The organism is Pseudomonas sp. AKS31 (assembly GCF_023634765.1).
Taxonomy (GTDB): domain Bacteria; phylum Pseudomonadota; class Gammaproteobacteria; order Pseudomonadales; family Pseudomonadaceae; genus Aquipseudomonas.
The window spans coordinates 695,863-719,345 of sequence record NZ_JAMLFX010000002.1 but is presented as its reverse complement, the minus strand read 5'-3'; the positions used below and the strand labels follow the sequence as shown (position 1 = coordinate 719,345).

General features: G+C 59.6%; 23 protein-coding genes. 19 read left to right on the top strand and 4 right to left on the bottom strand.

What is annotated here, in order from left to right:
* Window positions 1–57 precede the first annotated feature (57 nt).
* The 4 genes from M9827_RS09260 to M9827_RS09245 all read left to right on the top strand — a co-directional run bounded on the left by M9827_RS09260 (window position 58) and on the right by M9827_RS09245 (window position 3,316).
* On the top strand, window positions 58–663 hold the full coding sequence (locus tag M9827_RS09260) for a TetR/AcrR family transcriptional regulator (RefSeq protein ID WP_250605187.1): 606 nt from the start codon (window positions 58–60) through the stop codon (window positions 661–663).
* A gap of 72 nt (window positions 664–735) precedes the next feature.
* Window positions 736–1,851 carry an AI-2E family transporter gene (locus M9827_RS09255; RefSeq protein WP_250605186.1) on the top strand — a complete coding sequence of 372 codons (1,116 nt, stop codon included), beginning with the start codon at window positions 736–738 and terminating at the stop codon, window positions 1,849–1,851.
* 108 nt (window positions 1,852–1,959) lie between these two features.
* Window positions 1,960–2,748, top strand: a complete 789-nt coding sequence (locus tag M9827_RS09250; RefSeq protein ID WP_250605185.1) for a DUF2092 domain-containing protein — start codon at window positions 1,960–1,962, stop codon at window positions 2,746–2,748.
* A 1-nt stretch (window position 2,749) separates the two neighbouring features.
* Entirely contained in the window at window positions 2,750–3,316 is a 567-nt protein-coding gene (locus tag M9827_RS09245; protein ID WP_250605184.1) for a hypothetical protein, read from the top strand.
* 171 nt (window positions 3,317–3,487) lie between these two features.
* Here M9827_RS09245 and proP read toward each other — a convergent pair whose 3' ends face one another.
* The 3 genes from proP to M9827_RS09230 form a co-directional block, all read right to left on the bottom strand.
* Complete coding sequence (gene proP / locus M9827_RS09240) at window positions 3,488–4,990, bottom strand: glycine betaine/L-proline transporter ProP (protein WP_250605183.1); 1,503 nt, start codon at window positions 4,988–4,990, stop codon at window positions 3,488–3,490.
* 249 nt (window positions 4,991–5,239) lie between these two features.
* Window positions 5,240–5,899: a DUF3313 domain-containing protein gene (locus M9827_RS09235; RefSeq protein WP_250605182.1), complete on the bottom strand. Its 660-nt coding sequence runs from the start codon at window positions 5,897–5,899 to the stop codon at window positions 5,240–5,242.
* On the bottom strand, window positions 5,899–6,216 hold the full coding sequence (locus M9827_RS09230) for a hypothetical protein (protein ID WP_250605181.1): 318 nt from the start codon (window positions 6,214–6,216) through the stop codon (window positions 5,899–5,901). Before M9827_RS09230 ends, M9827_RS09235 begins: the two co-directional genes overlap by 1 nt.
* Window positions 6,217–6,378: 162 nt before the next feature.
* Between M9827_RS09230 and M9827_RS09225 the strand changes: the two genes are divergently transcribed.
* The 6 genes from M9827_RS09225 to M9827_RS09200 all read left to right on the top strand — a co-directional run bounded on the left by M9827_RS09225 (window position 6,379) and on the right by M9827_RS09200 (window position 12,779).
* On the top strand, window positions 6,379–7,086 hold the full coding sequence (locus M9827_RS09225; protein ID WP_250605180.1) for a response regulator: 708 nt from the start codon (window positions 6,379–6,381) through the stop codon (window positions 7,084–7,086).
* On the top strand, window positions 7,083–8,411 hold the full coding sequence (locus M9827_RS09220) for an ATP-binding protein (RefSeq protein WP_250605179.1): 1,329 nt from the start codon (window positions 7,083–7,085) through the stop codon (window positions 8,409–8,411). Before M9827_RS09225 ends, M9827_RS09220 begins: the two co-directional genes overlap by 4 nt.
* A gap of 56 nt (window positions 8,412–8,467) precedes the next feature.
* A complete protein-coding gene (locus M9827_RS09215; RefSeq protein WP_250605178.1) occupies window positions 8,468–9,757 on the top strand; it encodes an NAD(P)/FAD-dependent oxidoreductase in 1,290 nt (429 codons plus the stop codon).
* Window positions 9,758–9,782: 25 nt separating this feature from the next.
* Complete coding sequence (locus tag M9827_RS09210; protein ID WP_250605177.1) at window positions 9,783–10,340, top strand: helix-turn-helix domain-containing protein; 558 nt, start codon at window positions 9,783–9,785, stop codon at window positions 10,338–10,340.
* A 21-nt stretch (window positions 10,341–10,361) separates the two neighbouring features.
* Window positions 10,362–11,708, top strand: coding sequence for a glutamine synthetase family protein (locus M9827_RS09205; RefSeq protein WP_250605176.1), 1,347 nt, complete (start codon window positions 10,362–10,364; stop codon window positions 11,706–11,708).
* A gap of 102 nt (window positions 11,709–11,810) precedes the next feature.
* Window positions 11,811–12,779 carry an aldo/keto reductase gene (locus M9827_RS09200; RefSeq protein ID WP_250605175.1) on the top strand — a complete coding sequence of 323 codons (969 nt, stop codon included), beginning with the start codon at window positions 11,811–11,813 and terminating at the stop codon, window positions 12,777–12,779.
* 3 nt (window positions 12,780–12,782) lie between these two features.
* Here M9827_RS09200 and M9827_RS09195 read toward each other — a convergent pair whose 3' ends face one another.
* Entirely contained in the window at window positions 12,783–14,756 is a 1,974-nt protein-coding gene (locus M9827_RS09195) for a GTP-binding protein (protein ID WP_250605174.1), read from the bottom strand.
* A 710-nt stretch (window positions 14,757–15,466) separates the two neighbouring features.
* Here M9827_RS09195 and M9827_RS09190 point away from each other — a divergent pair.
* The 9 genes from M9827_RS09190 to M9827_RS09150 all read left to right on the top strand — a co-directional run bounded on the left by M9827_RS09190 (window position 15,467) and on the right by M9827_RS09150 (window position 23,425).
* Entirely contained in the window at window positions 15,467–16,780 is a 1,314-nt protein-coding gene (locus M9827_RS09190; protein ID WP_250605173.1) for a tetratricopeptide repeat protein, read from the top strand.
* On the top strand, window positions 16,777–17,211 hold the full coding sequence (locus M9827_RS09185) for a VOC family protein (RefSeq protein ID WP_095049038.1): 435 nt from the start codon (window positions 16,777–16,779) through the stop codon (window positions 17,209–17,211). Before M9827_RS09190 ends, M9827_RS09185 begins: the two co-directional genes overlap by 4 nt.
* Complete coding sequence (locus tag M9827_RS09180; RefSeq protein ID WP_250605172.1) at window positions 17,205–18,329, top strand: PQQ-binding-like beta-propeller repeat protein; 1,125 nt, start codon at window positions 17,205–17,207, stop codon at window positions 18,327–18,329. Before M9827_RS09185 ends, M9827_RS09180 begins: the two co-directional genes overlap by 7 nt.
* Before the next feature lie 36 nt (window positions 18,330–18,365).
* Window positions 18,366–19,013, top strand: a complete 648-nt coding sequence (locus M9827_RS09175; RefSeq protein WP_250605171.1) for a class I SAM-dependent methyltransferase — start codon at window positions 18,366–18,368, stop codon at window positions 19,011–19,013.
* A gap of 49 nt (window positions 19,014–19,062) precedes the next feature.
* Window positions 19,063–19,905: a hypothetical protein gene (locus tag M9827_RS09170; protein ID WP_250605170.1), complete on the top strand. Its 843-nt coding sequence runs from the start codon at window positions 19,063–19,065 to the stop codon at window positions 19,903–19,905.
* 81 nt (window positions 19,906–19,986) lie between these two features.
* Window positions 19,987–20,973 carry an ABC transporter ATP-binding protein gene (locus M9827_RS09165; protein ID WP_250605169.1) on the top strand — a complete coding sequence of 329 codons (987 nt, stop codon included), beginning with the start codon at window positions 19,987–19,989 and terminating at the stop codon, window positions 20,971–20,973.
* Window positions 20,973–21,776: an ABC transporter permease gene (locus M9827_RS09160; protein WP_250605168.1), complete on the top strand. Its 804-nt coding sequence runs from the start codon at window positions 20,973–20,975 to the stop codon at window positions 21,774–21,776. Before M9827_RS09165 ends, M9827_RS09160 begins: the two co-directional genes overlap by 1 nt.
* The gene (locus M9827_RS09155; RefSeq protein ID WP_250605167.1) at window positions 21,773–22,561 is read left to right on the top strand and encodes an ABC transporter permease; all 789 of its coding nucleotides are present in this window, start codon (window positions 21,773–21,775) and stop codon (window positions 22,559–22,561) included. The genes M9827_RS09160 and M9827_RS09155 overlap by 4 nt, the downstream gene beginning before the upstream one ends.
* A gap of 63 nt (window positions 22,562–22,624) precedes the next feature.
* Window positions 22,625–23,425 carry an amidohydrolase family protein gene (locus tag M9827_RS09150; RefSeq protein WP_250605166.1) on the top strand — a complete coding sequence of 267 codons (801 nt, stop codon included), beginning with the start codon at window positions 22,625–22,627 and terminating at the stop codon, window positions 23,423–23,425.
* Window positions 23,426–23,483 lie beyond the last annotated feature (58 nt).

Here is a 23,483-nt window from a genome sequence, read left to right as displayed (position 1 = left end):
CGATGAAAAAAGATATCCGTAGGCTGAGGGCCATTGGCAAGGATCATCAGAGGCAACATGAGCGGACTCAGAGAGCGGCAGAAGGAACAGCGCCGGCAGGTGATTGCCGAGGCGGCGCTCGAGTTGTTCAAACGCAATGGCTTTGCGGCCACCACGCTGGACCAGATCGCCGTGCAGGCGGGGGTTTCTGCGCCCACCGTGGTCAACTATTTCGGCGGCAAGCAGGAGATTCTGCTGGCCTTGCTCAAGCAACCCGACGAGCAAGCCATGCGCGAGGCGCGGGCGAATCTGGACGAGAACAGCGATCCGCTGGAGGCGTTGTGCGAGTTCGAAGGCTTGATGACCGATTACCAGCTACAAGCGATGCCGGCTTCGCTGTGGCGGGAACTGGCGCCGTTTCTGCTGACCGGTGAGTTGGCCGAGGCGATGAGCCCGTGGAATGCCGCGGTGATCGAAGAGACGAAAGCGCTGCTCCTGCATTTCCAGCAGGTCGGCAAAGTGCGCGAATCGATCGATCTCGACGTGGTGGCGACGCTGTTCAACCAGTACGCGAACATGGCGTTTATTCGCCTGGCCACGCAGGAATTGCCAGACCGCACCGCGCACGCCATGCACATGCGCGGGGTTCTGAATCTGTTGTGTCACGGCATGTTGGAGCGCTAAGGCAAAAGACGATGTGCCGGAAGTGAACTAGGCTCACAGCGGTTCATCGATGGCCCACCCAGGAGCGCCGACATGGAAGACAAACCGCTGATAGCGTTTCAGAGTTCCAGAGCGTTGCTTGACGTACTCATACGCGCGGGTCTGATCACCATTCTGGTGCTGTTCTGCTACGACATTTTCCATCCGTTTCTGAATGTCATGCTCTGGGCGCTGATCCTGGCCGTCACGCTGTATCCGCTGAATCAGCTGCTGGGTGCAAAACTCGGTAATCGCTACGGCTGGGCGGCAATCATTCTGGTGCTGGTGGGCCTGGTGATTCTGATGCTGCCGTTGAGCCTGCTGGGTGCTTCGATCGCCGATTCGATCAAGGGCAGCATGCACACGTTCGAGGCGGGGCAGTTCGAAATACCGCCGCCACCGGCCAGTATCGAAGACTGGCCGCTGATTGGCGCGCCGCTTTACGGCATCTGGATGCACGCTTCGCAAGACCTGAGCTGGGCGTTTCAGGAATTGGCGCCGCACCTCAAGGACTGGAGCAAAGTGGTGTTGCATCAAGCTGCCGGCGTCGGCGCAGGCATCGTGGTGTTTGTGATTGCCTTGATCGTCGCCGGGTTGATCATGCACCACGGCGAGCGCGGCCACCGGACAGCGGTGGCTATCACCACACGCATTTCCGGCCCCGTGCGTGGCCCGCAGATCGCCGAACTGTGCACGGCAACCATCCGCGCCGTGGCGCAGGGCGTGGTTGGCATCGCGTTTATTCAGATGTTGCTGGTGGGCGTGGCGTTGGTGGTCATGGGCGTACCGGCTGCCGGCATTCTCGCTTTGATGGTGTTGCTGCTGGGCATCACCCAATTGCCGGTGTTGCTGATCACGCTGCCCATCGTGATTTATGTCTTCGCCGTGGACGGGGTCAGCGCCAGCACAATTATCTTTGCGGTGTGGATGGCGATTGCCGGGCTTGCCGACAACGTGCTCAAACCGATGCTGCTGGGACGCGGCGTCGCGGTGCCGATGCCGGTCGTACTGATCGGCGCGCTCGGGGGCATGGTCACCAGCGGCATTATCGGTTTGTTCACCGGGCCGGTGATTCTGGCGGTTGGCTATGAATTGTTCATCGGCTGGGTGTATCAACCGGCCGATATCACCGAGCTTCTGGAGAGCCAGCGCAAAGAAAACCTGCCGTGACACTCACCCCAATCGCTGACGCATTGGCGTACACCTGAGCGGACGTCTAGGCTGGTCAGTCAGTCGCCCTTCGGGCGCAACGCCCACGCAGGGACAGGAGCGGAACCGATGAAAGCCCCAGCCAGTATCGTCTGCCTGATGTTCACACTGGTTCTCGCGCCGGGAGCCCGCGCTGAAGACCCACCGGCCGCGCCGCCTCCGGAGGCCACCGACGATGCGCCGCTGATCAACCCGCACGTGGTCGACAAGCTCATCGATATGGGCAACTACCTGCGCAGCCTGCCGAAATTCCAGGTCGATGCCGAAGTCTCGCGCGACACGGTTCTGGAATCCGGGCAGAAGATCAAGACCGAGTCCGCCAATACCCTGAAAGTGGTCGGCCACGATCGTTTGTATGCGAAAAGCGAAGGCGATGTGCGCACCCGCGAGTTTTTCTATAACGGCAAAAAACTCACCCAGTATTCGCCGTACCTGAAGTACTACACCACTGTCGACGCCCCGGCCACCGTGGCGGAAACCCTGCACAAGGTCGAGAACTTCTACGGTGTGCAGGTACCGATGGAGGATCTGTTTCTGTTCGGCAGTGATCAGGCGCAGATCGACGCCTTGAAAGCCGCGCTGTATGTCGGCCCGTCGATCATCAAGGGCCAGCTCTGCGACCATTTGGCGTTTCGCCAGGAGGGCATCGACTGGCAATTGTGGCTGACCCGTTCCGATAAACCCTTGCCGTGCAAACTGGTGATCACCACCACGGACGAGAAGAGCTTTCCCGAGTACAGCGCGGTGTATCGGTGGAACCTCAAGCCGACCATCCCGGATACGCAGTTCACCTTCAAACCGGGCAAAGGCGATGTGGCAATTGCGTTTAAACAGGCCAGCGATCAGGGAGGGCAGTGACATGAGCAAGTCGATGACGTGGAGTCTGTTGTTGTCGCTGGCCGCCGCCACACTGCTGACCGCCGGTTATGTCGCCGAAGCCGATGCCCGGGGGCAACGCGCCCAAGGACATGCCCGCGCCAACGTCAACCGCGCCCCGGCGCCGAATGCGCAACGGGCGCAGCGGATCAATGCGCCGCAGCGCACCAACAATGTCAGTGCCGGCAATCGGGTCAATTCGGGCAATCGGGTCAATGCCGGCAACAACGTGGGTAACCGCACGAACGTCAATAACGGCAACCGCAACGTCATCATCGACAACAGTCGCGATGTCGATATTGATGTCGACGGCCATGGCCGTTATGGCTACGACGATCACTACCATCCGGTGGCGGCCGCAGTGGCGGTAACGGCAACCGTCGCGGCCACTGCGGCGGTGGTAGGGGCGATCTTTACCCCGGCGCAAATGCCCAGCAGTTGCGTGCAGGTGATTCAGTACAACGTCGCCTACATGCAATGCGGCTCGACCTGGTACCAGCCGCAGTATCAGGGCAGTGATGTGACGTATGTGGTGGTCAACGCGCCTTGACTGAGCGGCTTAAGGCTTTCGGTACACACCCTTGTATCTGCGCGAGCATGTCACGCCCGCCACGTCATAGCCTTTGAAAATCGGCAACAACTTCTCCACTGGCCCGCGCATCGCCCGTGCTTCAGATGGCACAAACCCGGCGAGTGCCGGGTTTGTGGTTGTTGCGCGGAGTCAGTCAATCCTTGGATGCTGCTGCGCCAGTTCCTTGCGCTTGGCTTCCAGCGCGGCGATTTCGGCGTCGATGTCTTCGATTTTCTGCTCGATGTTGTCGTGATGTTCCTGTAGCAGTTCCTTGGCTTCCTCAAGGTCCGAGGCTGCCGGCGCGGCGCCACGCAACGGTTTGTTCGCGGTTTCTTTCATCGTCACACCAGTGACCAGACCGACCACGGCGATGACCATCAGGTAATACGCCGGCATGTACAGATTATTGGTGCTCTCGACCAGCCAGGCGACCACGGTCGGGGTCAGGCCGGCAATCAATACCGAGACGTTGAACGCAGCGGCCAGTGCGCTATAGCGAATGTGCGTGGGGAACATCGCTGGCAGGGTGGAGGCCATGACCCCGATAAAGAAGTTCAGCAGCACGGCCAGCATCAGCAGGCCGGCGAAGATCAAACCGATCTTGCCGCTGTTGATCAGCATGAACGCCGGAATGGCCAGAATGAACAAACCGATGCTGCCAACCACGATGAAAGGCTTGCGGCCGATCTTGTCGCTGATAAAGCCAATCGCCGGTTGTACGAAGAGCATGCCGACCATGATCGCGATGATGATCAGCACGCCACGGTTTTCGCTGTAATGCAGGTTGTGCGACAGGTAACTCGGCATGTAGGTGAGCAGCATGTAGTAGGTGACGTTGGTCACCGCCACCACGCCGATGCAGGTCATCAAGCTGCGCCAGTGTTTGGTCGCGACCTCCTTGAACGAGACTTTCGGGCCACCGGCCAAGCCTTCGCGGTCACCTTGCTCAAGCTTTTCGACGTGCTGCTGGAACGCCGGGGTTTCTTCCAGGGCGTGACGCAGATAGAGGCCGATCATGCCCAGCGGCAACGCAAGGAAGAACGGCAGACGCCAGCCCCATTCCTCGAACTTCGCTTCGCCCAGGGTCGTCGAGATCAACACGACAACGCCGGCGCCGAGGACGAAACCGGCAATCGAGCCGAAATCCAGCCAACTGCCGAGGAAGCCGCGCTTGCGGTCCGGCGCATATTCGGCGACGAAGATCGACGCGCCGGTGTATTCACCGCCTACCGAGAAGCCCTGAGCCATTTTCGCCAACAACAGCAGGATCGGCGCCCAGATGCCGATCGAGGCATAGGACGGAATCAGGCCAATGGCGAAAGTGCTCAGCGACATGATCACGATGGTCGCGGCGAGGACTTTCTGTCGCCCGTATTTGTCGCCCAAGGCGCCGAAGAACAAGCCGCCCAGCGGTCGGATCAGGAAGGGCACCGAGAACGTCGCCAGCGCGGCGATCATCTGGGTGCCGGGGTCGGCGCCGGGGAAGAACACTTTGCCGAGCACATAGGCGACGAAGCCGTAGACACCAAAGTCGAACCATTCCATGGCATTGCCCAGCGCGGCAGCGGTGATCGCCTTGCGCATCTTGGCGTCGTCGACAATGGTGATGTCGTTCAGGCCGATCGGCTTGACGGTTTTCTTGCGTGATTTCATCCGGGTCTTCTCTTTGCTGATCCATCGTGCCGCGTAGATGCCATCTTTTTGATGGCGCGTACTCTTTGGCTCAGATACATGAGGACACGAAATAATTCACTGCCCGGCGCTTTTTTTCCTGACGCATCTGTGTAGGAGCTGCCGAAGGCTGCGAGTGATCGTTCCCACGCTCTGCGTGGGAATGCAGCCGGGGACGCTCCGCGTCCCAACAAGATCGCAGCCTTCGGCAGCTCCTACAGGGGAATGTAGTTACCGGCGCAGGGTTGCGTAGGATTTGCCAAGGTCGCTGGCCCAGCCATCCAGCACCACTTTGACGTCGTCGGCGGTCAACACCTGCTTGTCGTTCTCCAGCGGCACGCCGGTGCCTTTGCGTACCACTTCGGCAATCACTTCGCCGGTCGAACCGTCCTCGAACGACACCTCGGTGGCGACTTGGCTGTCCTGATCGCGAATACCGGCCGCCGTGCTCACGCCGGCAGCGACGAGGGTGACCGGCAGCCACTCATAAAAGCGCAAACCCTGTGTGCTGGTCGCCACTTGAGTGATGGCGGGGCGCACCACCAGGGTGTTCGGCCCCGGTTGGTTGACCAGATGCATGACTTTACCCAACTCCAGCCGCAGCGCCGCATCGTAGTAGTCAGTGACGCCGGACAGTGTGCTCAGCGGAATCCGCGGCGTCGGCTCGGCACTTGGGTAAAACTGGCTTGGCGCCAGGTAAACCTGGGTGTATCGGCCCCGGGCGAGCGCCGGGCTGACCCACGCCAGCACAGACTCGCCGGACGGCGACTGGCGCTCGGTCAACACGCTGTAGTCACGCAGAAAGCCGCTGTGCTCGACCTTGTTATTGGTGCAGGCCGCCAGGCTCAGGGTGGCGGCGAGGGCCAGCGACAGCGAACGCGTGCGGGTCATTAACGGGTTTCCTTGTGAGGTTGCGTGGCGATGCTGTCCGAGCACTCGATGTGCAACTGGCCGTGGGTCATGATCCATTGGATGAGGTCGGCAGCGGCAATGCTGTGGACGTACTCGACCCAGTGCGCATTGGTCGGGCTGAACTGCTCGAAATAGCGGCGCAGGACGATCCGGCTCTGATCGCTGGACACGCCCAGGCACGACTCCTGAAACACAATCGGCGTATCAGGGCCGAGTGCGGCGGTGCGCTGGCTGAGGATCAAGGGCCGGTTGCTGCTGTGCCCCTCGGCGCAGTGGTTGTCGTTCAATAGCTTCATGCGAACCCCCTGGATTGGAATGGCCGCAGAATGCCAGCGCGGTTTTGCCGGAGGATGTCCGCTTGATGTCTGGCGCGTAGAAATGTTGCTCGATTGAAATAAATGACCCGGGCGGCGAAATGGCTTTAGATTGGCGTTTTTTCGCCGCATGGATCTGTAACTGTGAGCAGACTGCTGTTCGTCGACGACGACGTGGAAATCCTCGCGCTGCTGAAGAAGTTCTTCGTGCAGCACGCCTATGAAGTCGACGTGGCGTCCCACGGCGAAGCCATGTGGGCGGCAATCGCGCAGAACCGTCCGGACACGATCATTCTTGATCTGATGATGCCCGGCGAAAGCGGCCTGAGCCTGTGCCAGAAGGTGCGCGCGCAATTGGGCATTCCGATCATCATGCTCACCGCCATGGCCGAACTGAGTGATCGCATTGTCGGGCTGGAACTGGGCGCCGACGATTACCTGACCAAACCATTTGCCCCGCAGGAACTGCTCGCTCGCGTACGTGCCTTGCAGCGTCGCGCCGCTGAACAGCGCAGCCCGGTGGAGCCGTCGCGCCCGGTGATTGCGTTCGCCGGTTGGCGTCTGGACATCACCTGCCGCGAACTGCGCTCCCCGGAAAACGTGATGATTCCGCTGTCCGGCGGCGAGTTCGATTTGCTCGTGGTGTTCCTCGATCATCCGCAGCGAATCCTTACCCGCGAGCAGTTGATCGACCTGACTCACGGCCATGGCCATGACGCCATTGATCGCAGCATCGATGTGCAAGTCAGCCGCTTGCGGCGCAAGATCGAGCCGGACAGCAAGCGCCCGGACCTGATTCGAACCGTGCGCAACGGTGGTTATCTGTTCACCGCCAAGGTCAGTCGCTCGTGATCCGCCGACTATGGCGTGGCGACACCCTGCGCCGACGCATCGCCCTGACCATCATTGCCGCGATGGTCGCCTCGCTGGCGTTGAATGCACTGTTCGTGCAAGTCGCCGGGATCTGGGCGCGGCCACCGATTGAGCGCACCGGCCTGCTGGAGCAGATCGCCGCGACCTCGCGGGTGATCGAAGCCGCCCCGGCCAGCCTGCGCCCGCAACTGGCCACGGCAGCGAGCAGCGCCATGCTGCAGGTGTCGTGGCAAGCACAACGCGCCGACTTCGACCTGCCCAGTGACGGGCTTCGCCTGCCAGCGAGCCGGGTGCCGGTGCTGCAGCAACTGCTGGGCAAAGATCGAAAAATCGAGGTGTTCAGCCCAGGCGACTGGCCGAACGGCAGTCCTCAGGCGCATTACGCCGCCGTCGTGCAATTGGTCGACGGCAGCTGGTTGTCATTTGTCCCGCCGGAGCGCAGTTGGGGCCTGGAGTTTGGCGCGCGTATCGCGATCGTTATCGCTTTGGGATTGATTGCCACGTTGCTGGTCGCCTGGGTTGCCACCCGCCAATTGGCCAACCCCTTGCAGCGCTTCGCCCGCGCTGCCAGACGATTCGGCACCGACCTGCGCGCACCGCCGATCAAGCTCGAAGGCCCTGACGAAATCCGTCAGGCGATTATCGCCTTCAACACCATGCAGGCGCAGATCCAGCACTTCATCGCCGAGCGCACGCACATACTCGCGTCGATCTCCCACGATCTGCGCGCACCGCTGACGCGCATGCGCTTGCGCAGCGAGTTCATGGAAGACCTCGATCACCAGGGCAAACTGATTCGCGACGTTGAAGAGATGCAATCGATGATCAACGCCGCGCTGGCGTTCTTCCGCGAAGACACGCACCGCGAGCAGACCACAGCGTTCGATCTGTCAGAGTTGCTGCAGACCATCGTCGACGATTACCGCGATCAGCACATCAATGTCGACTTCGAAGGTCCAGCGCATCTGGTGTACGAAGGACGACCGCTGGGTATCAAGCGGGTGGTCGTCAATCTGCTGGAGAATGCGCTGAAATATGCGCAGTGTCCGGGCATTGCATTGAGACGTGATGAGCATGCGATCTGCATCGAGGTCAGCGACGAAGGCCCCGGTATTCCCGAGTCGGCGTTGGAGCAGGTGTTCGATCCGTTCTTTCGTCTGGAAGCTTCGCGCAATCGCGATACCGGCGGCGTGGGCCTGGGTCTTTCCGCCGCGCGAGCGATCGTCCGTGAGCAGGGCGGTGAATTGACGCTGAGCAATCGCAAGAGCGCAGGGCTGATCGCGAAAGTCGAGTTGCCTGTGTGAAATTTATTCTGTAGATTTTCATGAAATTATAAGAAACAAATTTCATGAGGCCGCGAATGTTTCAGCAATCCAGCCAGCACGTCGACAGCTATTACGCCCACAGTTGCGCCGATCTTCTGAGCCAGCGCGCTGTTCTAGAAGGTGAGCATGATGCCGACGTGGTGATCATCGGCGCTGGATTCAGCGGCCTGCACACGGCGTTGCGTCTGGCCTTGGCAGGCAAACGCGTGATCGTGCTGGAAGCCAGTCGCGTGGCCTGGGCGGCCTCGGGGCGTAATGGCGGGCAGGCGATTCTTGGCTGGTCGTGCGATATGCCACCGCTGGAAGCTGCGCTGGGCCATGAACGGGCCAGGCGGCTTTGGGACGGCATGCGTTGGGCTGCCGACGAGCTGCGCGAATTGCCGGGGCGCCATGGTTTCGATTGCGACTATCGGCCGGGGCATTTGTGGACCTCGGTGATGCCGCGCCGGGTCAGCCTGCTCAGCGAATGGCAACACGAGGCGAGCCACAAGTGGGGCCACGATGGGTTGCAGTTGATTGCTCGTGAACAACTGCCCGAGTGGGTGGCCACTGATCGCTATCAGGCCGGGCTTTACGACCCTGAAGGCGCACACCTCAATCCGCTGAAACTGGCGTTAGGCCTGGCGGCCGCCATCGAGCGGGCCGGCGGGCGAATCCATGAACAAAGCAAGGCGCTGAGTTATCAGGCGCAGGGCGGCGGTTTTCGGGTCAACACCGCGCGCGGTATGGTTCGCGCCGATGTGCTGGTGCTGGCGTGCAACGCTTATCTCGATGAACTCGACCCGCAACTGTCCAGCTGCATTCTGCCGGTGGGCACTTATCAGGTCGCCACTGCACCGCTTGCGCCTGAACAGGCCAATGCGCTGTTGCCGCGCAATGTGTGCGTGACCGACAACCAATTCGTCCTCGATTACTTTCGTCGCACGCCGGATAACCGCCTGTTGTTCGGCGGCGGCTGCACCTATCTAGGCGGTATGCCCAAGGACATTGCGGCGGCGACGCGGCCGTTTCTGGAACGGGTGTTCCCGCAGCTCAAAGGTGTCGGCATCGAGTTTGCCTGGGGCGGGCATATCGACCTGACAATCAATCGCACGCCGGACGTGGGCGGCGAGGGAAACCGTTATTGGCTGCAAGGCTACTCGGGCCACGGCGTCCTGCCGACGCTGGCCGCCGCGCGCGCGGTGTCCGATGCGATTCTCGGCGATGGCGATGAATTGGCGTTGTACCAGGGCCTGAGCAATGGCCGCTTCCCCGGCGGCAAGCACTTCGCGGCGCCGCTGGAGGCGATCGGCAAGGCCTGGTATCGACTGCGCGACAGTATTTGATGAAACATCTTTCGGAATTGCAGCCATGAACAAGCAAGAAGAAATCGCCGCGCTGGCGATCCTCATCCATGACCTGCGCAAGCACAAGAAATGGACCCTGAAGGAGCTGGCCGACAAGATCGGCCGTTCGGTCGGGTTTCTGTCGCAGGTCGAGCGCGGCTTGTCGCGGCCCACTGTCGCGGACTTGACCGCGATCAGCGAAACCTTCGGCGTGCCGACCACCTATTTCTACAGCCTGCCCAAACCCAAGGAATTGCCATGGGTGACGCGCCCGGACGAGCGCCGCACGCTGTATTACGCCAACGGCATCACCGACATTCTGGTGTCGCCGCAGATGCGCGCCTCGTTCTCCATGCTCGAAAGCCATCTGGAAGCCGGTGCGAGCAGCGGTGATCGCCATCTGACTGACAGCTCGGAGCAGGGCGGCTACGTCCTCGAAGGCGAACTGACGCTGTGGCTGGGCGACAACGAAGAACCGACCACGTTGAAAGCCGGCGACAGCTTTCAGTTCGACAGTCATACCCGCTGCCGCTATGGCAACCTCACCGAGCAGTTGACTCGCGTGCTCTGGGTCTACACCTGATCACAACAAAGGATGAACACGATGGACGCTGTCTGCGCTGACCTGCTCGCCGAAGTGCGTGCGTTTCGCCAACGTTACCCCGAGGTGCGTTATGTCGACCTGATTTCCCTGGACATTCCCGGGCACTTTTACGGCAAGCGTTATCCGGTAGACATGCTCGAAAAAGTCGCCGCCGGCAGCGTGCTGAAACTGCCGCAGAACTGCGTATTGCTGGGTGTGCAGGGTGGTTTATTTGAGATTGGCGATTACTGCTTCAACGACGGCGACCCGGATGCCGTGCGCCGCCTCGTGCCGGGCACCTTGAAGCCGGTGACCTGGGAGGCGCAGCCGCTGGGGCAGATGTTGATCACGTCGGACGGCACCGAAAAACCGATCGAATTCGAACCGCGTGAAGTGCTCGCACAGGTGCTCAGGCGTTTGGCGCGCAAAGGCATTCACCCGGTGGTGGCGTTCGAGCTGGAGTTCTACCTGTTCGATAAAAAGCTGCGCGACGGTCTGCCGCAATTCCCCCGCGACGACCTGACCGACGATGTCGATGATCAACCGAACCTGCACATCGAACGTCTCTCACGTTTCGCGCCGGTGCTGGATGAAATGGTCGAAGCGACGCGGGCGCAGGGCATCGACGCCACGGTGATTACCGCGGAACTTGGGCCCGGACAGTTTGAAATCAACTTCGGCCATCTCGACGACGGTTTGCGTGCGGCGGATTGGGCGGCGTTGTTCTGCCGCAGCACGCGCGGCGTCGCGCTTAAACACGGTTATCGCGCGAGTTTCATGGCCAAGCCGTACTTGCAGCATCCGGGCAGCGGCATGCATGTGCATGTCAGTTTGTACGACGCAGCCGGTAATAATCTGTTGGCGGCCAATGAGCAGCAGCCGCTACGCCATGCGGTCGCCGGGTGCCTGGAATTGCTGCCGCACAGCATGCCGATCTTCGCGCCAAACCAGAACTCGATGCGCCGCTTGGGCGGCACGGTGAACACTGCGAGCAAAGCCAGTTGGGGCTTTGAGGATCGCGATGCGTGCCTGCGCATCCCCGAGTCGGACGCGAAGAACCTGCGGGTTGAATATCGCCTGGCGGGCGCGGATGCCAATCCGTATCTGGTGCTGGCGGCGATTCTAGTGGGGCTGGAGCATGGGCTGGCGTCGGGCAAAGAACCGATCGCACCGCTGAACGAAGACCGCAGCAGCGGGATTGATTTTCCCAAGGAGATGTTCGAGGCCGTGCGTGCGATGCAGCATCAGCCGCAGTTGCGTGAGGGTCTGGGCGCGGAGTTTGTTGATGTGTATTGCGAGAATAAACGCCAGGATCATTTGGCGTTTATGCAGGAGATTGGGGCGCGGGAGTATCGGTGGTATTTGTGACACCTGCAAAGCAGTCAGCCTTGAACGGGGCAGGCGCCGAGACTCCACTATACTGCCCCGCGACATCATGGAAGCTTCGTAACAGGGACGGCGATATCGATCATGAACTACAGACGACTGGGACGATCGGGACTCAAGGTTTCCGCGATTGCGATGGGAACCGCGCAATGCAACTGGTGGGTCGACGAGCCTACCTCACGCCGCTTGTTCGATACCTATGTCGAAGCGGGCGGTAACCTGATCGACACGGCGGATGTCTACCCGGTTCTGGGTGACGGTGTCGGTGGCAAGGATTCGGAGGAGTTCGTCGGGCGCTGGTTGAAAACCACGGCCAGACGCAACCAGGTATTGCTGGCAACGAAGGTGTCCGGGCGCATGGGGCCCGGGCCCAATGACGAGGGGCTTTCCTGGCGGCACATCGTCAAGGCTGTGGAGGGTTCACTGGAGCGTTTGCAAGTCGACTGCATCGATTTGTATCAGGCCCATGATGACTACGATGATGTTCCGGTCGAAGAAACCTTGCGCGCCTTCGAACATCTGGTGCAGCGGGGGATGGTGCGTTACGTCGGTTGCTCCAACTTCAAGGCCTGGCGCCTGATGAAATCACTGGCGATCAGCGAGCGCAACGCACTGGTCGGCTACGTCAGTGTTCAAGAACGCTACAACCTGCTCGAACGGCGTCGTGTCGAAACCGAACTGCAGCCATTGTGCGTGGAAGAGGGCGTCGGACTCTTGCCGTACAACCCGCTCGCCAAGGGCTTTTTGTCTGGCCTGTACCACCCGCAGGCAGGATTGCCGGGTTCTCCGCGCGCGCCGGGTGTACAGAGAGACTACTTCAACGAGCGCAACTGGCAGATCCTTGAATCACTGCGCCGGATTGCCCGGGACTGCGACAGTTCCTGTACGCAAGTCGCACTCGCCTGGTTGCTGGCGCAACCTGCGGTGGTGGCACCCGTGGTGGGGGCCAGTACTGTCGAGCAATTGCGCGAGATCATGGCGGCGCCACAACTGCACCTGCCGGCCGCCGATGTCAGTCATCTAAACCAGATCAGCCAGCCGCCGGTTCAATAGCCATCAAGCACTGCTTGCCGGCCGTCCGGTGCGCAAGCCCAGTCTGACTTGCCGCAGGTAATCCTGGCGATTGTAAGGGTTGGCCAGGGTGCGCTCCCGGCGAGGCGCAGTACCCGCGACCGGCGTATACGTGGCCAGTTGGCTTTCCATAAAACCAAGGCCGCTGGTGACATCGGGTATCTGGTGCTGCAACTTGTAGATTCGCGTGGTGACGATCGAGCCTTCGATCCGCGCGGTCTCTGCATCTAGCGTGGTGCCATGGATTGTGGCCCCGGCCTTGGCCAGCAAACCATGAACCGCGCTGCTCAAGGCCGCCGGCACTTCGATGTTGAACTGGCTGCGCGGCTCGCAGACCGCGGTGCCGGCGCGGCTGATCGCTGCAGCCAGTACCAGCGGTGTGAGGTGTCGAAAATCAGCCGCAGTGCTTGAGGGCGATGCATAGTCGACGGTGGTCAATATCACCTCGCAATCGTGAACCATCCAGCCGCACGGGCCTTCCTTGAGACTCTCGAAGACCGATTCTTCGATCGCTTTGTAGAAGCTCGTCGGCATCAGCCCGGCATGGGCTTGACGAATGAACGTGAGTCCCGATCCTGCCGCCCCGGGACTGACACGAATACCGACGGTGGCGAGAAACGGATTGTCGGGCTCATCGATTGATTCCTGGGCCTGACCAGACGCTTGCAAGGTTTCAACGCAGATCGCCGAGCTTTCCTCGAAGACCGCCTCGATGGCGTACTCCTCTTGCAGCGTGGCCTGGATGATTTCCTTTTGCACCTCGCCGTACAGCGAAACGAACATTTGCCCCGCCGGGTTTCGGCGCAAATCGATCAGCGGATCCTGTTCGGCCAGCAGGCTCAATGCTTCCCAGAGGGCTTTTGTCTGCGCTGGCAAAGCGGCAGAAACATGGGTTTCGATCGCCGGCGGGGTAAAAGTGTGCGCGGCTGTGTTGCGTTCTCTGCACGCGCCGATCCGATCGCCGATGCGCACGCCTTCAAGCCCGGTGATGCAAGCGATCTGGCCTGCGCGGGCGAGGGTTGCCGGTTGCAGACCGCCGCTTTCGGAGACTTGAATGGCGGTGATCCGGCTGGTGCCTTGCGGCGTCTCGATCGATTGGCGGACGTGCAGCGTGCCAGCCTGGACACAGACATGAAAACGCCGGTGCCCGCCCCAGCCCCGGTCGATCTTGAATACCGAGGCGAGCACAGGCGCCTCGGCATCGTGACATCTGGCCGGGGCCAACCGTGTGAGCGTCTCGATCATCTGTGCGACGCCAACACCGGTAATGGCTGACCCGGCAAACACCGGATTGACCAAGCCTCTGCCCAGTTGCTCGCGCACCGCTTGCTCAAGGCGCGAACTGTCGATTGTTTGCGCCGCCGTCACATAGTCGTGCAACAACGTCTCATCGTGTTCGCACAGCACGTCCAGCCACTGTGACGTGACCTCGGCTGACGCCTGATCAATGCGTTCGACCGTGGCCTGCGCCGTGCCGGCGTCTCGCACAGTGCACAAGGCCAACGGGCGACTCTTGAGCTGTAGCTGGAGAGCCTCCAGGGTGCGCAGGAAATCGGCGCCTTTACGATCAACCTTGTTGATGAAGAACACATGAGGTATCGCCATTCGTTGCAGGGCGTTGACCAGCACCCGGGTTTGCGCCTGAACCCCCTCGACGGCCGAAACCACGACGACGGCGAGGTCGAGCAAGGCGAGGGTACGCTCCACCTCGGCAATGAAATCCGGGTGTCCGGGGGTGTCCAGCAGATTGATCAGCAGGTGGTTGAGCTCGAACGAGGCCACGGCGGATTTGATCGTGATGCCGCGCTCGCGTTCCAGCAGCAGGCTGTCGGTGCAGGTGTTGCCCGAATCCACACTGCCCAGGCGCAAACGCGCACCGGCATCGAACAGGATCCGTTCGGTCAGGCTGGTCTTGCCGGCATCGACGTGCGCGAGGATTCCCAGATTAAGGGACTTCATGGTTGATCGCTCCTGATCATACGGCTGACGAGGCGGGTGTCGGCCGGTCGAACTCCATTCGAATGCGCTGTCCTACGGCGGATACATCCAGTTACCACCGGTGACGGTTGTTTAAACTAGTTGAGGTTTGTAGGGGCGTCAATTCACCACGGATTGTTGCAATTTGTTTCTACTAGCGCTTTCAACGCTGAAGGTGCCGAAATCGCGAGGCGCGACGGCGGGTAACTTTCCGTGCATCGTCGCGCATCGCAAAAAAACATGATCGGGTTATTTTTCATTTAAACCATTGATACACGTTGAAAAACGCCGCCGGAACTAACTAGAAGGTTCGTTTGGCCCTGGCGCGTGCCTTTCACAAACTTCCTTGACGTATCTTCGGACGACAGCTAAATCTTACGTCGCTGCAATTTGCAGCAAACTTTAAATCACATGGAGACAGTGAAATGATCAAATATCAAAGCGTACAAAATCGGATGCTGTCAGCGCTGTTCATCCTCTGAGAAGCAGTAACTTCTATTTCGGCCGCATTGAAAGATTCGGCCGTGAATGAAGTAACGGAATCGCATGGATTCGCCATGCATACTTTAAAAAAGGAGCTTCAACATGATTAAGTTCAATAGCGTACAGAACCGAATCCTTTCGGCACTGTTCATCCTCTGATTGTCCGCTGTACACAAGATACCGGTGTCTTGTGAGGTACGGCCGAAGCATTGCTTCGGCCGTATTTAATCTCGACAGCGCAGTTTCTACATGTCATTAGGGAAAGTGATATGCACAGCAAATTGGACGATGCGTTTTCGCGCGCCGTGTTTTTCTATGATGACTCAGGCGCCCATCCGACGAATTGGTCGCGCTCCGTGTGTGCGGGGCTGGCGGAGCAGAACTTTGATGAGGTGCCTTACCGGGTGCCTCAACTGCTTGAGCCCTCAACGCTGATTGAAGTGGCGCAGCGCCACGCAATCGGTGTCGACGAACTGGAGTTTTTTTCTTACCCGATGGATGGCCCGGTGACCAAGGTCAAGTGGTTGGCCGACATGCTGGAATGGGCCCCACCGGTGCAGAAATTGAGCCTCGCACAGTGTCTGGCCGCCAGTTGCAGGTACCGTTACGCCAATCAGGTATTGACCAGAATACCTTACGAGGCACTGTTTCCCGACCAGCGTGTGACATTTCATCTGACCCGGTTTGCCATTCAGAACCGTCTTGAAATGACCACTTCGCATCAGCAGGACTTCACTGCGCTCAAGGCATTGCTACAGGCTCAATGTATGCCACCGTCCAGGGTTCTGGACGTTTGCTCGCAGGCGATTGTCTGGAAACTGAAAGGCGATTCCATCGATGATGAGTTGAACAAATGGTTCATCGACGCTGGCGAAAAGGCCGCCCGGCAGATTGCCTCGAGCGACGCGCCGGTGGATCTGGTTTCGCTGTCATCGTTCTATCGCGGACTGGCCATGGTGCCGGCAGCCCGGGGCGATGTGGCAACCACGCGGCAATACATGCTGCTGGCCGAAGAATATGCCGATGCGGTCATCCGTGGAGAAAAAGGCGCGAGTATCCCGGCAAGGGAAGCGCGCAAGACTGTTTACGAATCCAAGCTCAAGGAAATGCTTTATGTCGCCCGCGACATCGAGAGCGCTCGCCAGGTGGCCGACGAGTTGATCGCCTACGATCCGCACTGGAGCATTTCCTACCACGAGGCTGCCGAGATCGAAGTCAAGGATCAGCAGTGGCAGCGTGCGTTGCAACGTTACCAGCAAGCTTACGATATCGGTTTTCCACGCGTGACGTATTCGCAGTACATGATCGGTGCCTGTCATCAGCAAATGGGTAACTTCGATCAGGCACTGGTGGCATTCAAAGACACCTTGTCGCTGGACACGACCAATATATCCGCAGGCGTCGCCGGTTATGAGGTCGCCTTACAGCACCTTCCAGAACAATTGCCTTTCTTCACGTCCTGCATCGACCGTTGGCAAGCTGACGGTATATTGCCCGACGAATATCGAGGGTTAGTCCAATGAGCGCTGCACTCGACAAGATCAAGATAGTGGCTGTGGATCATATTCAACTGGACGTCGCTGACATTGAAGAGAGTCGCGATTTCTATGCACGCGTGTTTGGCTTCGAAGTCAAGGAAGTGGGCATTCGCGCATTTACCCGCTGGATGACGATCGGTGCCAATGAAACACTTTACTTATGCATGCATGAATATGCAGAAGGCCGTGGCGTAAAAAACGACGGACTGGAAATTACCCACTTCGGGATTTTAGTGGAAGACTTCGATCGGGTGCTGACGCAACTTCGCGATCACGGCGTCAAGTTGCTGCCGGACTATGAAGTTCAATACCATTCTTCACGTTCCGTTTATTTTATTGATCCTAACGGTTACAAGGTCGAAATCTCCGAGAAGTACGGCGGCGGTATCGAAAGTGCCAGGCACACCTCATGCTGAACGGACCCGGAACGGCGTATGCGCTGCACCTGCAAAGCACCTGGTACAAAAACAACCAGGCGCTGCGCAGCCACAGACCCTGGCGCGAAACCTCGCACAAGGACTGGCAGGCTCCTCCTGCTTTTCAACGCACGGTTTCCTGCGACGAGAGGGTATGGAGCATTCCCGGCAGGATCGCTGATGACCGGATTCTGTTCGGCTGCTGGGACAACAGCTTGCAGTGCGTACGTTTGAGTGACGGCGAGCCGCAGTGGCGGTTTGCGACTCAGGGACCGGTCTACAGCTCGCCTGCCGTGTCGGCGGACGGCAGTTTCGTCGTGGGCTGCGAGGACCATCTGCTACGTCGCATCACCTGTGACGGCGAATGCCTGTGGACGTTTCATGCGCAAGGGCCGTTTCACGCCAGCCCGACCATCGACTCCGCCAGACATATCGTCTACGCCGGCAGCTACGACCATACGCTCTACGCCGTCGACCACGCTTCGGGCACGTTGCTGTGGAAGCAATCCTTCGACGAGCGGGTTGAGGATGACCTCTATAGCTCGCCGGCACTGGACGGGAACGGCAATGTCATCGTCGGCACAGACAATGTGCTGATGTGCTTCAGTCCCGAAGGCGAGGAGCGCTGGAGAATTACCGAAACCAGCCGGTTTGAAGGCACTGCTGCGATCGATCATGCCTCGGGGCGCGGGATCATCGGCACCGAAGTCGACGGCAAGATCATTGTCTTCGATGCTGCCAACGGTAGCGTGCTGCAGCAATTTCACACCGACGGTTTCGTGGTGTCCTGTCCGAGTCTGTCACCGGAAGGTGTGGCGTACGTCGGCAGCAATGACGGTCACGTGTACGGCATCGATCTGCACAGCCTGAAAATGTTGTGGCGGGTCAATCTCGCCTGCGAATTCCGTTACACACCCTTTACCGTGCTGCCAAGCGGCGACGCGTTGTTCGTCGGCACCGACGAGCGTTTGCACTGCCTGGCGCAACATAGCGGACAAACCTTGTGGCAACTGGAGCACGACACGGGATTTCATTCCTCGCCGTTGCTCACTGATGATGGGCACCTGGTGATTGGCTCGCACCGTAACGCTGTACATTTTTATCAATGGATCCGCTAGCGTGGATCGAACCCCGGCAGTAAACAGGAGTGTTGGATGAGTCACGAACTGCAAGTCGAGACGCTCTTCGACGAATGGGCCATCGAGGATGGCGCGGTGGACATGGCGCGCGAGCATTGGGCGCGGGTCGAGCCGGTATTGTCCGCGCTTGAATCGTCTACAGGTCGCTACCTGGAGATCGGTCCGGGCAACGGATATGCCCTGGAGTACATGGCTCGCTCGAAGTTTGCCAACGGCTATTGCCGGGCTGTGGAGCTCAGTCAGGAAATGGCGCGCATGTGCAGAACCAGAGTCCAGGATTGCAACAATGTCGACATCGATGTCGAGAGTTTCATGAACTGGCGCCCACCGGCGGGCATGCAGTTTGAGCTGATTTTTTCCATGGAGGTGTTCTATTACTTTGAAGACGTCACCGCCGCTATCGAAAAAGCTGCCAGCCTGCTGGCGCCCGGTGGCGAGCTGATTGTCATGGTGGACTATTACGAAGAAAGCGAAGAGTCGCAGGGATGGGAGCAAGAACTGGAGGTCAAGCTGACACGCTGGTCACGCAACCGATTCCTCGAAGCCTTCAAAGCAGCTGGCCTGCAAGCCGTCAGCCAGGAGGAAAAACGTGGTGGCGTGCGGGAGAATGGCGTAACGCTCTGCACCCGAGGCACAAAAGCCTCGACAGGCGTAGCCGCGTGACGCAGTGCAAAAAACCATTGCGACAGTCGCCAGGTGTAGCGGATGAGCGATGCGCTTTGCAGGGAAGGCGTCGGTGATTTCCCATCTGGATCACGTCGTCTACCCCGTGTCGCAAGGCCTGTTCGATGAGGTCATCGGTCAGTTCACCCGTGCAGGCTTCACGGCGCATACGCGACAAGTGCGTCACGATGATGGCCGCGTCAGCGCATTTTTCCGGTTGAGCGGCGGGTATCTGGAGTTCTGCACGGGCAATGCGGCGGGGAGCGTTCGAGGCTGTTCAATCTGGCTGTCTTCAACGGATCTGGTGGCACATCTGGCGTGCCTTTTGCCGTCGCAGCGCGCAGCCCTGGCTCTGACGGCCAAGGCTCCGGCGGGGGAGACGGCGCCGGCCTGGCTGATCGCCAACTTACCCGCCGGTGATACGGGCGATGTCAGTGTGTCGCTCATCGAGTACGTGCGCGGTATTGGTGGCGACCTTGCCACTCAAGTCTCGGATAACGGTTTGTTTGCGCTCGGCGGGGTGTCATTGCTCTGTGCCCGGCCGAAGCAGGAACAACACCATTACTTCACTCACCTGGATGACCGGGTCAGCATCGCAATGGAGCCGGGACGCTTGATGATTGGCCAGCAGCGTCTGGCCTTTCTTGATCGTCAGGCGTTACCCGGCAACGCGTCGACCGCTCTGAAGGCGGTGCCGTGTCTGGTGCACCTGATCACGGTCGACGTCGATCGGACGAAGGCGTTGCTGCAGGCGGCCGGTTTCAAATTGCAAGAAGTACTCGGTCTCGGCCTGTTGGCCCAATCGAGTCTGGTGCCCGCGGTTTGCCTGGTGATCGACGACGGTTTGTCTGTGCAAGCCCATCACGATCAACTGCTGGCTCGCCGCGGCTGAGTACGCCAACATACAGGGATCGCCACCGTTGCATGCTGGCGTGTTGACTGAAGTGAAGGATGCGGGATTTCAAGGATAGGTATGTCAAAAGCAATCGAGCTGTGTGGTATCAGCAAGGTTTACGAGGTTTACCGGGCCCGTGACGACCAGTCGCGCAGCCTGCTGCGTTACTTTCGTCGCGAGAAGACGTACGTGCCGGCTGTTACGGATGTTTCTTTCTCCATAGACGCGGGTGAAGTGGTCGGCTTTCTCGGCGGTAATGGCGCGGGCAAGACCACCACGCTGAAAATGCTCTCGGGTATCGTGCGACCGAGCGGCGGGCATCTTTCGGTATTGGGCCATGACCCGTTCAAGCGGCGCGCGGAGTTCCTCAAGTCGATTGCCCTGGTGATGGGGCAAAAGCAGCAACTCACATGGGACCTGCCGGCGCTGGAGTCCTTTCATCTTCATGGTGCGCTGTACGACATTGCGCCTGTCGAATGCAGGCGCCGGATCGATGAGCTGTGCCAGTTGCTGTCGGCCGGTGACATCATTCGGCGTCCAGTCAGGAAGCTGTCGCTGGGCGAGCGGATGAAATGTGAGCTCATCCTGTCACTGCTGCATCGCCCGAGTATCCTGTTTCTCGACGAGCCGACCATCGGCCTCGACCTGGAGATGCAGGTCGCCATCCGCAAATTCCTCCTTGAGTACAACCGCGAGTCCGGCGCCACGATTATTCTCACCTCCCATTACATGGCGGACATCGAGGCATTGGCCAACCGCGTCATTGTGCTGGACCAGGGACGCGTGGTGTTCGATGGCGCACGTCAGGCACTGGTCAAGGCACACGTCAATGAACGCCAGGTCAGCTTGCGCTTTTCCTCGCAAGTGGGCAGCGACGAACTGAGCGTTTACGGCACTCTGCTCAGCCTGGACAGTGAAAGTGCCGAGTTGTTGGTGCCTGAAGAGCAATTCGCCGGCACCGTGGAGCAACTGCTGGCGAACTTTCCGGTGACAGACATCTCGATCCAGACGCCCTCCCTGGAGCAGGCGTTTCCGCGCCTGCTGCTGCCAAAGGAGCACGCGTAATGGTTGCTCTGGCTTCGTGGCCCGGCATTGCCGGACGCCTGCTGCGCACAAGCGTGCTGGTAACCGTGGTCTACCGGGCGCAGTTGTTTGTCTGGTTGATCAGCGGCGTCGCACCGTTGTTCATGATGATGATCTGGTGGGAGCTGTCACGAGACAAGGTCATCGGCGGTTATGCGCCCAGTGATTTCGTGGCGTATTTCCTCGGCATCTATCTGGTCAGACAGCTGACTGCCGTATGGGTCATCTTCGTTCTGAACGACGAAATCCGCCAAGGTACGCTGTCCGGCCGACTGCTGAAACCGGTCGCACCTTTCTGGTTTCACGTGGCAGAGCATTTGGGGCAGATGGTGGTGCGCGCACCGATCGTCATCACCGTGTTCTGTGTCGGGGCCTCGTTGTTTGCCATCGACCTGGCAGCTGTGGCCTGGCGATTACCGTTGTTCCTCGTCTCGCTGGTGCTGGCCTGGATCATTATTTTCCACATCTATTACTGCGTCGGCCTGCTTGCGTTCTGGATGGCCAATTCGCTGGCACTGGATGCAATGGTCTGGTCGATGTACACGGTGCTGGGCGGCATGCTGATTCCGGTTGACCTGTTTCCCGAAGCGACCCGTCATCTGGTGGCGCTGCTGCCGTTTTCCGCCTCACTGGATTTTCCGGTCAAGGTGCTGATCGGCAAGGCCGCCGACGGCGATCTGCTGCTGGGGTTTGCGGTGCAACTGTTCTGGGTGGTGCTGCTGGTGGGGCTGCGTCGGGGGCTGTGGCGCCAAGGGTTGAAGCGTTTTTCGGGGGCCGGCATATGAACCTGCGACCGTTGAAAGTGCTGCTGGCCCTGATCAGGCATTCGATGCTTGCGGAACTGGAGTTTCGTATCAATGCCGTCACCAATGCCCTGAACACGGTGGTCGGGATGCTCCTGGCGCTGTACTTCCTTGATGCCATGTTCAGCGAAGTCGGAAGTCTGGGCGGCTGGAACCTGCATCAGGTACTGGCGCTGTTCGGCGTGGCTCTGGTGCTGGAAGGTTTGCTTGAGGTCTGGCTGTTTCCGAGCCTGCATGCGTTGTCGGAGCAAGTGCGCACCGGGGATCTGGACTACATGCTGGTGCGCCCGGTCGACAGCCAGTTTCTGGTGTCATGCTCGAAAATCAGCCTTTGGGAACTGCCTCGCGTATTGATCGGGCTCGCGGTCGTTGTGTATGCGATGCACAGCGAAAGTGCGCTAGGGCTGGGCAATCTCGCGGCGTTTCTGGGGTTGATGGCGGCAGGGGTGGCGATCTTCTACTCGTTGTTCCTGATTACCTGCACCTTGTCGATCTGGTTTGTGAAGATTGGTGATGTCTGGATCATCAGTTACACGCTCATGGAGATCGCGCGGTTTCCGGTTACGGCGTTTCCGCAGACGGTCCGCATGGTCCTGACGTTTCTGGTCCCGGTGTATTTCGTTTCCAATGTCCCGGTAGCGGCGGCGATGGGCATGGTCGGCTGGCAGGAAGTCATGGGCGCGCTGCTTTTTGCCGTCGCGTTTGTTTGTCTGTCACGGGTGTTCTGGCTGTTTGCGCTGCGCTCTTACAGCAGTGCCAGCAGCTAGCACTTGAGAAACCGCGCAACTGGATGCGCGGCAATGAGGATCGTCTACACAGGGAAGTCTTCGATGAGTCGTTATTCCGGGCCTGTTTTCGACGCGCATGTGCATACCGAATTTGCGCGAACTGACAGTCTGCAAGCATTCAAGGCGCTGCAGGCACGCTTCGACATCCGCGCATCCGTAACGGATTCGCATAACCCCGGTTGCGATGCCGGGCAGTTGCAGGCGCTGGGCGTGGCCAGGTGCGCGGTCATCGCTCAACCTGAGTGGTCGCCAGAGTCGCTGGCGCAGGGACTGGCGCGCGGCATCTATGGGGCCATCAAAATCAATCTGGGATTTATGCATGTGCATGCTGACGATCCCAGGCTCATGCCGCTGTATGCTCTGGCGCGTGCGTTTGATGTTCCTGTGCTATTCCACAGTGGCGACACTGGCTGGCATCGCTCCAAGCTCAAGTATGCCCACCCACTCAGCCTGGACGAGGTCATCGTGGACCACCCGGACGTGAACTTCGTTCTGGTTCACAGCGGTAACCCGTGGTTTACCGATGCCGCTGTGCTGGCGGCGAAAAACCACAATGTCTGGCTCGAACTCAGCTCGATCATCGAAGGATCGCTAAACGACGTTTCGCAAGCCACGCTTGGCCGATTGATGGTCGAACCGATCCGCTGGATGCTCGATTACACCGGCAAACCGGAGCGGTTCCTCTTCGGTTCGGGCTGGCCCAGCGTCGACTACCCTGGCTACGTGGCCGCGTGCGCCAGTGCCATCGACGAGCAGTATCACCGGCAAGTGTTCTTTGACAACGCCGCACGACTGTTCAAGTGGCCGGGCGAAGGGGAGCCGACATGCGACGCGCGCTCCTGAAAAAAACCAGGCAAAAAAACTTTCGTGCTCCGGTGTTTCGCGGTTACCTGAAAAACAA